General features: G+C 69.8%; 9 protein-coding genes. 5 read left to right on the forward strand and 4 right to left on the reverse strand.

All coding sequences use genetic code 11. The features are described from left to right. The first annotated feature begins 4 nt into the window (after nt 1-4). From EV648_RS36565 to EV648_RS36575, 3 genes are read left to right on the forward strand one after another with little or no spacing between them, the layout of a single operon-like run. On the forward strand, nt 5-613 hold the full coding sequence (locus EV648_RS36565; RefSeq protein ID WP_132300041.1) for a DUF1989 domain-containing protein: 609 nt from the start codon (nt 5-7) through the stop codon (nt 611-613). Continuing rightward, nucleotides 610-1,719, forward strand: coding sequence for a tRNA-dihydrouridine synthase (locus tag EV648_RS36570; RefSeq protein WP_132300043.1), 1,110 nt, complete (start codon nt 610-612; stop codon nt 1,717-1,719). The genes EV648_RS36565 and EV648_RS36570 overlap by 4 nt, the downstream gene beginning before the upstream one ends. After that, nucleotides 1,716-2,567, forward strand: a complete 852-nt coding sequence (locus EV648_RS36575) for a polysaccharide deacetylase (protein ID WP_132300045.1) — start codon at nt 1,716-1,718, stop codon at nt 2,565-2,567. The genes EV648_RS36570 and EV648_RS36575 overlap by 4 nt, the downstream gene beginning before the upstream one ends. Here the strand turns inward: EV648_RS36575 and EV648_RS36580 are convergent. After that, a complete protein-coding gene (locus tag EV648_RS36580) occupies nt 2,558-4,117 on the reverse strand; it encodes a PucR family transcriptional regulator (RefSeq protein WP_132300047.1) in 1,560 nt (519 codons plus the stop codon). The genes EV648_RS36575 and EV648_RS36580 overlap by 10 nt on opposite strands. A gap of 129 nt (nt 4,118-4,246) precedes the next feature. Here EV648_RS36580 and EV648_RS36585 point away from each other — a divergent pair, with 129 nt between their 5' ends. Both EV648_RS36585 and EV648_RS36590 read left to right on the forward strand, forming a co-directional pair. Then, nucleotides 4,247-5,653: a cytosine permease gene (locus EV648_RS36585; RefSeq protein WP_132300049.1), complete on the forward strand. Its 1,407-nt coding sequence runs from the start codon at nt 4,247-4,249 to the stop codon at nt 5,651-5,653. Further along, complete coding sequence (locus EV648_RS36590; RefSeq protein ID WP_158294171.1) at nt 5,650-6,609, forward strand: asparaginase; 960 nt, start codon at nt 5,650-5,652, stop codon at nt 6,607-6,609. The genes EV648_RS36585 and EV648_RS36590 overlap by 4 nt, the downstream gene beginning before the upstream one ends. 4 nt (nt 6,610-6,613) lie before the next feature. Here the strand turns inward: EV648_RS36590 and EV648_RS36595 are convergent, their stop codons facing one another. The 3 genes from EV648_RS36595 to EV648_RS36605 all read right to left on the reverse strand — a co-directional run bounded on the left by EV648_RS36595 (nt 6,614) and on the right by EV648_RS36605 (nt 9,117). Then, the gene (locus EV648_RS36595; protein ID WP_132300053.1) at nt 6,614-7,597 is read right to left on the reverse strand and encodes a CHAD domain-containing protein; all 984 of its coding nucleotides are present in this window, start codon (nt 7,595-7,597) and stop codon (nt 6,614-6,616) included. 174 nt (nt 7,598-7,771) lie between these two features. After that, entirely contained in the window at nt 7,772-8,665 is an 894-nt protein-coding gene (locus EV648_RS36600; protein ID WP_132300055.1) for a hypothetical protein, read from the reverse strand. Further along, nucleotides 8,662-9,117 (reverse strand): hypothetical protein, encoded by a 456-nt coding sequence (locus tag EV648_RS36605; protein ID WP_132300057.1) that lies wholly within the window; start codon nt 9,115-9,117, stop codon nt 8,662-8,664. The genes EV648_RS36600 and EV648_RS36605 overlap by 4 nt, the downstream gene beginning before the upstream one ends. Nucleotides 9,118-10,070 lie beyond the last annotated feature (953 nt).

The following is a 10,070-nucleotide window of genomic DNA, read 5'->3' on the forward strand; positions in this document are numbered from 1 at the left end:
GGACATGACAGCAACCACTCAGCGGACGATCGTGCCGGCGCGGGCCGGACGAGCCGTCCGGGTCGCGCGCGGCCAGTTCGTCCGGGTCACCGATCTGGCCGGACAACAGGTCGGCGACCTCTTCGCCTTTCCCGGCGGCCAGACCACCGAACACCTGAGCGCGTCGCACACCCGGCTCACCACGGGCAAGTTGTTCCCGGCGGTCGGCGAGACCTTCGTGACGACCGAACGGCGCCCGATCCTGACCCTGGTCGAGGACACGTCGCCCGGCTACCACGACCTACTGATGGCTGCCTGCGACCGGGCCCGGTACGACCTGCTCGGCGCACCGGATCACCCTTCCTGCGCAGACAACCTGACCGGCGCGCTGGCCGAGCTTGGGCTCGCGACGCCGGTGGTCCCGCAGCCCGTCAACGTCTTCATGCGAGTGCCCGTCGCGGCCGACGGAACCCTGGAGTCATTGCCCGCAGCAACCAAGCCTGGCGACTCGATCACCTTCCGGGCGGACCTGGACTGCGTCGTCGCGGTGTCGTCCTGCCCGCAGGACCTGACCTTGCTGAACGGTCCGGGTCCGACCGATCTCGCCCTCGACGTCCTGGAGGATCTCCGATGACCCACCCCACTCTCGAGCCGCTGCGACTCGGCCACCTCAACCTGCCGAACCGCCTGGCCGTCGCGCCGATGACGCGCGTCTCGGCCACTCCGGACGGCGTACCGACCGCCGAGATGGCGGAGTACTACGCCGGCTTCGCCGCTGGTGGGTTCGGGTTGATCCTGACCGAGGGCACCCACACGGATCACCTGTACAGCCAGGGATATCTCAACCAGCCGGGCCTCGTCACCGGCCGGCAGGTGCTCGCCTGGCAGGACGTCACGAGCCGGGTGCACGCGGCCGGCGGACGGATCGTCGCGCAGTTGATGCACGCCGGCGCCCTCTCCCAGGGCAACCCGTACTCCGAGGCCACGGCCGGGCCGTCCCCGGTCAAGCCAGTCGGCGAGATGATGCCGGACTACGGCGGGAGTGGTCCCTGGCCGGTGCCGCGCGAACTGACCTCCGCCGACCTGGACGCGGTGGTCGCCGGCTTCGTGACCGCGGCGGTGAACGCCCGGGTCGCCGGGTTCGACGGGGTCGAGGTGCACGCTGCGAACGGCTACCTGCTCGACCAGTTCCTGACGGACTACACGAACCAGCGGACCGACGAGTACGGCGGTTGCGTCTCGAACCGGATCCGGCTGACCACCCGGATCGTCGCCGCGATCGCCGCCGCGGTGCCTGCGGACTTCCTCGTCGGGGTCCGGTTGTCCCAGACGAAGGTGAACGACCTGGTCTACCGCTGGCCGGGTGGAGCCGCCGACGCCGAGGTGATCTTCCCGGCGGTCGCGGACGCGGGCGCGTCGTACCTGCACATCGCCAGCGAAGGCCGGAACTGGATCGACACGGCCCGTCTCTCCGGCGGCCAGACCATCACCGGGCTCGCTCGCCGGCTCACCGGTCTCCCGGTGATCGCCAACGGCGGCATGCACGACCCGACCCAGGCCGCGCAGGTGCTGACGGACGGCCACGCGGACCTGCTGTCGCTCGCCCGCGGCGCCCTGGCCAACCCGGATCTGCCGCGGCGGCTCGAGGAGGAACGGGGCTTGGAGGCGTTCGACCGCAACTCCCTGCATCCCGATGTCACCCTGGCGAGCGCCCGGGCATGGCAGGCTGTCAGGTCATGACCTGGCTTGCGGGAGCCGCGGCGGTGGCGGCACTGACCTTCGACGTGGACGCGGAGTCGCCGATCCTCGCGCAGGGCGGCCACTACGCCGAGCACCTGACGACGATGTCGCACCAGTCGTACGGACCCGACGTCGGCGTACCGCGGATCCTTGACCTGCTGGACGATCTGGAAGTTCCGGCGACGTTCTTCGTACCCGGCTGGGTCGCGGAACAGCGGCCGGGGCTGGCGGCGAGCATCGTCGAGCGGGGACACGAGGTAGCCCACCACTCGTACAGTCACCGGCCACCGACCTCCCTGACGGCTGCCGATGAGCGGAACGACTTCGAGCGAGCCCTGGCGGTCTTCGAGTCCCAAGGCATCACCGTGAGCGGCCACCGGGCAGCACTCTGGGAGGCGAGCCCGCAGACGCCTGGACTGGTCGCGGAGCACGGGCTGCTCTACGACTCGTCCCTGATGGGCGACGACCGGCCGTACCTGCTCAGCGCCGGCGGTGTGGTCGAACTGCCGGTGCACTGGTCCCTGGACGACTGGGAGCAGTACGCGTATCTCCCGGCTCCGCAGATCGGCTCGGTGATCGAGTCGCCTCGCAAGGTACTGGAACTGTGGAAGGCCGAGCTGGACGGGATGCGGTTCTACCACTGCCTGTTCACGCTCTGCCTGCATCCGTTCCTGTCCGGGCGACCCGGGCGGCTGCTGGCTCTGCGCGAACTCATCGAGTACGCGCAGAGCTGTGGTGATGTGGAGTTCGCCCGGTGCCGCGACCTCGCGGTACGGGCGTCGGCTGATGCCTCGGTGGCTGTGCGGCCCGTTTCGCCTGTGGTGGTTGACCCCTCGATCTATCCCTGAGCCAGCTCGTCGGCCTCAAGCGCCAGGTAGAGGTCCACCCGGTCCTCTGTGCGACTGGTGTCACGCCCGGTCAGCTCGGCGATCTTGGCGAGCCTGTTGCGCAAGGTGTTCACGTGCACGTAGAGCGCGGCGGCGGTGGCGGCGTACTGGCCGTCGTACTGGAGGAAGGCCTTGAGGGTGGTCTCGAGCTCGGCGTCACGGCGGCGGTCGAACTCCCTGAGCGGTACGAGTACTCCGTCGGCGAAGTTGCGCAGGGTCTCGGTGTCCTGGAGGCCGAGGAGCAGACGGTGCGTGCCCAGCTCGTTGAACGAGGCAACCGCCTGGCCCTGGCGTCGCCGCAGTACCCGGCATGCCTCACGGGATTGGATCAGCGGCTGCCGCAGAGCTTGTGCTGTCGCAGCAGGCTCTCCTAGGCCGACTACCGCCCGCCTGCCGGGGAATCGCTGCGCTATCGAGCGGAGCAGCGCCTCTGCCAGCTCGTGAAGCTCCTTGCGCGGCCGCTGCAGTACTGCGACCACGTCCTGGCTGCCGCCGGCTACAACCACTGCGAGGCTCTGCTCCAGGAAGAAGCTGCCCACTGTCTCCGACAACCCCGGCAGCGTCGACTCGTCGCCATCGGCGAACGCTGTCGTCAGCACCACCAGCTCACCGGAGGGGTCCACGCCGAACGCCCGCAGCCGGTCCGGTACCTCGGCAGCGCGCCGCGTCCCCGACAGGATCATGTCGAGCAGCTCGCTGGCGAACCGGAGCTCGATCGCCTGTACTGCTTGCTGTTTCGCCACCTCCAGGCTCAGGAACCGCGCCGCCTGGTCGAGGGCGTCCTGCTCCTGACGACTGAGCTCAGTGACGGGCTTCAGGCAGACGAGCGCGGCATCGGTGTCCCCCACCGCTCCGACCAGGAACAGCGTCGCTCTGCCTTGCTCACCGGCCAGATCGACCTCCAGCGGCGGCGGATGCCTTGCTAGCCCTTCAGCGACGAGGCGCCGCTGCTCTGCTGACAGCTCGGCCCCTGCCGACGCGAGCGGCCGGGCCATCCGGTCGACTACCGCCAGCGGCAGCTCATGCTCGCGCCGCAGCACCGCCAGTACTCCGGAAGCGCCGGCGCCGTGGGAGATCGCCTGGGCCAGCGCATCTCCCCGCCTCACCATGCCCACCAGGGCGTCCCTGCGCTGGTCCGCACGAAGCGCCGAGGCCGCTTCGGTGACCGCGGTGAACGGCACCCTGGTGGAGATCTCCAGCAGCGGCAGTCCCAGCTCCTCGCACGCGTCGACCAAGGCCTGCGGGGTTTCCGGGGTCTGCGCGCGGAGGCCGAAGATGATGCCGGCGGCACCGGCCCGCCGTACGTTCCTGGTGAAGTCGGCCGCGGCGGTCTGCTCCTGCCACAGGCCGTTGGTCAGCACGATCTCGCCCTCGCGCACGTACGGCGACGGATCGGGCAGCTCGGTGTTGTGCACCCAGAGGGCCGCTGCGTCCAGGCTGCCGTCGGTGCCCGCGACGAGAAGCTCGAGCTCCAGGGACGGGTCTTGCAGGAGCGTGGCCAGGGTCAGCATGCTGTGAAGATATCCACCCGAGCTGCATTTCACTAGAGATCTGTCCACTGACCCCGGGGAGGTCCGGCTGGTTTTCTGAGCCATCACCGTGGCTTGTGTGTCGCAGGCCACCACCCCCTGGAGGCCGCCATGAGCACCGCCGAAGCCGTCCCGTTCGACGCCCACGGAGTCGAGCCGATCCCACCGTCCGGTCGCGACTCCAGCCCGCACGAGCAGTTCTGGATCTGGGCCGGCGCCAACCTCGCGCCGATCAACTGGGTGCTGGGCGCGCTCGGCATCACTCTCGGACTGAGCCTGCTGGAGACCCTCCTGGTGGTGGCCGGCGGGAACCTCATCGGCTGCGCGGTCTTCGGCCTGTTCAACGTGATCGGTCATCGCACCGCGGTCAACCAGATGGTGCTCGGCCGGGCGCCCTTCGGCCGGCGCGGTGCGATCATCCCCGGCATCGTGCAGTGCCTGCTGACGATGGCCTGGGTGGGCGTGAACACCTGGGTGGTCCTCGACCTCGTGATGGCCGTCCTCGCCAAGCTCGGGGTCCGTGGCGGTGTGGCCGTGGAGTACCTGGTCGCCGCGGTGATCATGGTCGTCCAGCTCGCCCTCGCGCTGTACGGCTTCTACGCCATCCGGACCTTCGAGAAGTACACGGTGCCCGTGACCGTGCTGGTGATGGCGGTCATGACCGTGCTGGCTCTGAGCCGTGCGGAGCTGCACTGGACGGCGGCGACGGCGGTCGACCCGGGCGCGAAGCTCACCGCGATGACCCAGTTGATGACCGCGATCGGGGTGGGCTGGGGACTCACCTGGCTGCCCTATTCCGCCGACTACAGCCGCTTCGTTCGACGGGAAGCCTCCAGCCGTTCGGTGTTCTGGGCCTCGGCGCTCGGGATGTACGTGCCGACCGTCTGGCTCGCCGCACTCGGCGCCTGCCTGGCCAGCGCGGGCACCGGGAGCGACCCGTCGTCCCTGGTGATCAGCACCTTCGGCGCGATGGCCCTGCCCGTCCTCCTGCTGATCATGCACGGCCCGGTCGCGACGAACATCCTGAACCTCTACTCGTGCTCGCTGGCCGCGCTGTCGATCGGCATCAAGGTGGCGCGCTGGAAGATCACGCTGGCGGCCGGTCTGGTGGCGTCCGGCGTCCTGGTGGTCTTCGTCCGCGCCGACAGCTTCGCGCACGCCTTCGACAACTGGATGGTGTCGATCCTGGTCTGGATCACCCCGTGGGCGGCGATCGTCGCGGTCGACTACCTCGTACTCCGTCGCGGCCGCCTGCACGTCCCGAGCCTGTACGCCGCCGACTCGCAGTACGGGCTGTGGAACGTCGGGGCGCTGGTTAGCCTGGCACTGGGGTTGGCGGCCGGGTGGTCCTGGCAGTTCGGACTGGTGCCTGCCATGCAAGGTCCGGTGGCGACTGTGTTCAACAACACGGACTTCTCGTGGCTCTCGGGATCAGTGGTGGCGGGTGGGCTCTACTACCTGGTCGGGCGGCGTGCCAGGTCCCTGTCGGTGGCAGCGCTTCGCCTGGAGAGCCAGTGAGCGTCCGCATCCTCACCACCGGCGGCACGATCGCCTCTGCCGCCGGTGTAGGTGGCGCTGTCAGCGTTGCTGTCGGTGGTGGCGCCCTCGTCGTCGGTATGGCGGAGCTCCCAGAGCCGGTGTCCGTCCGAGAACTGGTGTGCCGGCACAGCTTCTCCTTCACGGTCGCCGACCTCCTGGAACTCGTCACCCAGATCCTCGACGAGGCCGGCCGCCACGACAGGGTGGTCGTCACTCACGGCACGGACACGATGGAGGAGACGGCCTACTTGCTGGATCTGCTGACTCCCGGGGATCGGCAGGCGCCGGTGGTGCTGACTGGTGCGCAGAGGCACGCGGGTGAGGCCGACTCGGACGGCCCGAGGAACCTGGCCGACGCAGTACAGGTGGCTGCTTCACCTGCTGCGCGAGGGCTTGGACCGTTGGTGGTGATGGCCGGGCGGATCCACGCGGCTCGCCAGGCGGTCAAGGTGCAGACGCTCGCACCGGACGCCTTCGCGTCGTACAACGGCGGTCCGGTCGGCGAGGTACGCCGTGGGGTGGTGCGCTTCTGGTCGCGGCCGATCAGACCTCTTGGCTTCGCGCTGGGGGACCTTCAGTCGCTGCCGCGAGTCGACGTCGTGCCGTCGTATGTCGGAGCGGACGGAGTACAGCTGGCGGCTTGCCGCGCTGCGGGTGCCCGTGGGGTTGTTCTGGAGGCTCTCGGAGCAGGCAATCCCACGCCAGGGCTCTTGGAGGAGGTCGTCGCCACGACGGCTGCGGGTATCCCTGTCCTCGTCACCAGCCGCTGCGCCAGCGGTCCCACTGCGGCCATCTACGGCTCCGGCGGAGGCGCCGCCCTGGTCCAAGCGGGTGCGGTGATGGCAGGCCCTGTACCCACCTCGAAGGCCCGCATCCTGCTGGCAACGGCGCTCGCGGCCTCGTCGCTACCTCGCCTCCATTCCCACCTCGTCTGAGGTCCTAGGGGCGGTGGTAGAGGCCGAGGAACTCTTCGCGGAGGGGCTTGCGGGCCGCGCGGTGCCGCTCGGTGAGCCGGCCGAGCGAGAACAACAGCTCGGCATCGCCCTGGTCAGCAGCGTCCCGCGCCTGCGTGCTGAGGGCATCCGCGGCCGCGCAGTGATCCTGATGCTGCCCCAGCAGTTCCTGGTACTTCGCTGCGTGGGCCGCGGTCTCCTTGGCTTCCTCACCTAGGACGGAGGCGGCCGTGTTGGCCGCGTAGCGCACGCGCTTGGCCAGCAACCGCACCTCGTGCCAGTCGTCGTCCTCGGTCCACGGCTTCAGCTGGTCGGCCGCGGCGGCGAACGTCTGTTCAGCCGACGCAAGCAACTGAGGAAGCACCTCGACGGCAGGTCTCGCCGCCTTCTTGTTGAGCTCGGGCGCCGCCACCACCGCCTCGAGATCGTCCAGCAGCAAGGCGGTCCGGTCCCCCAGAACCACCTCGGCGGACTGTGCGGCCGCCCGCTCCAGCCCGACCGTCAACGTGGTCAGAATCGTCGCCACGTGATCCGGATCATCCTCACTGGTCGCACTCTCCCGAACCAGCTCCGCAATCACCTCGAGATCCCGAGCCTCCCCACAACTGGCCGCCAGATAGGCCAGCTCCGTCCGCAGGTCCCTGGCCCAATCCCCCGCCAGCACCTTCCGGAACAACTTCAAATCACTCCGCAACCGCCGGCAAGCCACCCGCACCTGATGAATCGCGTCGTCCTCCCCCTTCTCCACCATCCCCACAGCCCGCCTCAACCGCCCGGCCCCCTTCCCCAAAGCGGCCGCCACCAAATCCCCAACCAGCACCTCTTCACCCTCAGCACCCGCCCCGCCCTCCACCGCAGGCAACAGTCGGCGCTCAACCCCACCCACGCCCTCGACCCCAGCCAGCGATCGGCGCTCCACCCCACTCGCGCCCTCGCCGACACCTCTCCCCGGACCCACGCTCTCCACCATCCCCCCATTCTCCTCGCCCCCGCACACTCCCCACCCGCCACGCCAACCCCGGCATCCCACCCGACCGCTCTGCCACCCCGCCGCGCGGCGGCGGGCAGACGAGCCCGAGCATGCAAGAGCGGCCCGGACGGGTCGGTGGTTTCCCACCGGCCTGTCCGGGCCGCTCAGATGCTGCTAGTCCTTCGGCTTCTCTTGGTCCTCGTCCTCGACCTTGTCCTCGACCTCGTCTGCAGGTGCGGCGGCCGACAGGTCCTCTCCTGCGTCGGATGCGACGTCGACCTCGCCGTCCAGGGCGTCATCCACTACAACGTCGTCCTGGTCGTCTGCGGTCTTGTCCAGAGCATCCGCGGCCGCGGCCAGGTCCTCGTCGGTGATTTCGTCCTCAGCGGTTGCTTCGTCCTCGTCGGTGACTTCCTGGATGACGTAGTCGTCTTCGTCGTCCAGGTCGGTGAACTGGAGGCCTTCCAGCTCGGCGGCGCGTTCGGCGGCACCCGTGGAGCCGTCCTGGTCGGCACCGGCGGCGCGGTGGAACCAGACCAGCGCGTCCTCAGTCCGACCAGCCTCGGCCAGCGCGTCGGCGTACGCATAGCGCAGGCGCGGCAACCAGTCGGCGCGGGTCCGCTTGGTCAGCTCAGGAACCTCGAGCGTCTGGATCGCCGCCGCGGTCTGGCCCATGTCACGCCTGGCCCCGGCCGCGACGATCAGCATCTCGATCTGCGAACCCTCTTCGAGATCCTTGACCTGCTTCTCCCGCGACAGCGCAAGCGCCTTCTCCGGCCGGCCGAGCGCACGCTCGCAGTCCGCCATCGTCGGCAGCACCTCGTGGTTGCCCGTCATCCGCCGCACCGCACGGAACTCGGTCAACGCCTCGTCATAGTGCTCGGACAAGTACGCAGTAACAGCCACAGCCTCCCGTACGCCGCCCAGGCGCGCCGCGAGCCGTCGAGCGGTCTTGGCGTGCTGGTAAGCCAGCTCAGGATCGTCGTCCAGGAACCGGCCGGAAGCGACCAGGTGCTGCGCGACGAGGTCCGCCAGGCTGCGCGGAAGCGACCGGAGCTCGGCCTTCACCGACCGATCAAGCTCAGCACCGGTGATCCCGGCCGGAATGACCGGGTCGTCCTTGCGCGGACCGACCTTCTCCTCATCGTGCCGGCTCGCACCACTGCCACGGCCACCACGCTCGTTACGCCGTCCACCACGCTCGTCCCGACGCGGTCCGCCACGGTCATCCCGCCGCGGTCCACCCCGGTCATCCCGGCGCGGCCCAGAGCGCTCTCCGCCCTGATAGCCAGTCCTGTCGTCCCGACGCGGCCCCGAACGCTCACCCACGCGGTCATCCCCGCGCGGACCGGTCCGCTCACCACCCCGGTACCCAGTAGGCCCTTCCCGCCGCGGCCCAGACCGCTCGCCACCCTGATAGCCGCCACGGTCATCCCGACGCGGCGCAGACCGCTCACCACTCTGGTAACCACCGCGCTCATCACGCCGCGGCGCGGAGCGATCGCCGCTCTGGTAACCACCGCGCTCATCACGCCGCGGCGCGGAGCGATCGCCGCCCTGGTAGCCGCCGCGCTCACCGGCCTGGTAACTGCCACGGTCGTCGCGCCGCGGGGCAGAGCGATCGCCGCTCTGATAACTGCCACGGTCGTCGCGCCGCGGGGCAGAGCGATCGCCGCTCTGGTAGCCGCGGTCGTCACGCCTAGGGGCGGACCGGTCATCACGGCCGCTCGACGGGTACTGACCGCGGAAGGGGTCACGCTCGCCGCCGGTGTTCTTGTCGTCCCACTTGGTGTTCCGACGCGGCGCGCGCTCATCCGAACGCGCTCCGGAGCGGTCATCCCGACGCGGGCCCGAACGATCGTCACGACGCGGCGCGGAACGGTCGTCCGAGCGCGGCCCGGAGCGGTCGTCGCGGCGAGGAGCCGACCTGTCATCCCGACGAGGACCAGAACGGTCGTCGCGACGGGGAGCTGACCGGTCGTCACGGGACGAACTCGAGCTACGGGGACCGCTGCCGGCGCTACGGGGAGCACCACCGCCAGCGCCACCGGTACCGCCAGTACGCGGGGCGCCGCCACTACCGCCGGTGCGCGGCGCACCACCACGGCTCGACGAGCTACCACCGCGGCCAGCCGAGCTGCTGCCGCCGCGGCTACCGGAGCCGCCTGTTCCGCCAGACCCGCCTCTGAAGCCGCCGCCTGAGCGGTCGCCTCCAGTGGAGTCGGAACGCCCACCGCCGGCTCGGCCGGCACCGCCGGACGAACCACGGCCGGAGCGATCGCCCGGGCCAGAGCGAGGGTTGCGAGGTGGCGTAGCCACGGTGACTCCTATCGGTCGTACGAGGTGTTGACGCTCAGACAAAAATACAGGCACAAACATTAAGGGCCACCCGGTGTGGGTGGCCCTTAACAGTGTGAATGTCCGGCGACGTCCTACTCTCCCACGACCTCCCGGTCGCAGTACCATCGGCGCT

This window comes from Kribbella sp. VKM Ac-2568, from assembly GCF_004345365.1.
In the GTDB taxonomy this organism is placed as follows: Bacteria; Actinomycetota; Actinomycetes; order Propionibacteriales; family Kribbellaceae; genus Kribbella; species Kribbella orskensis.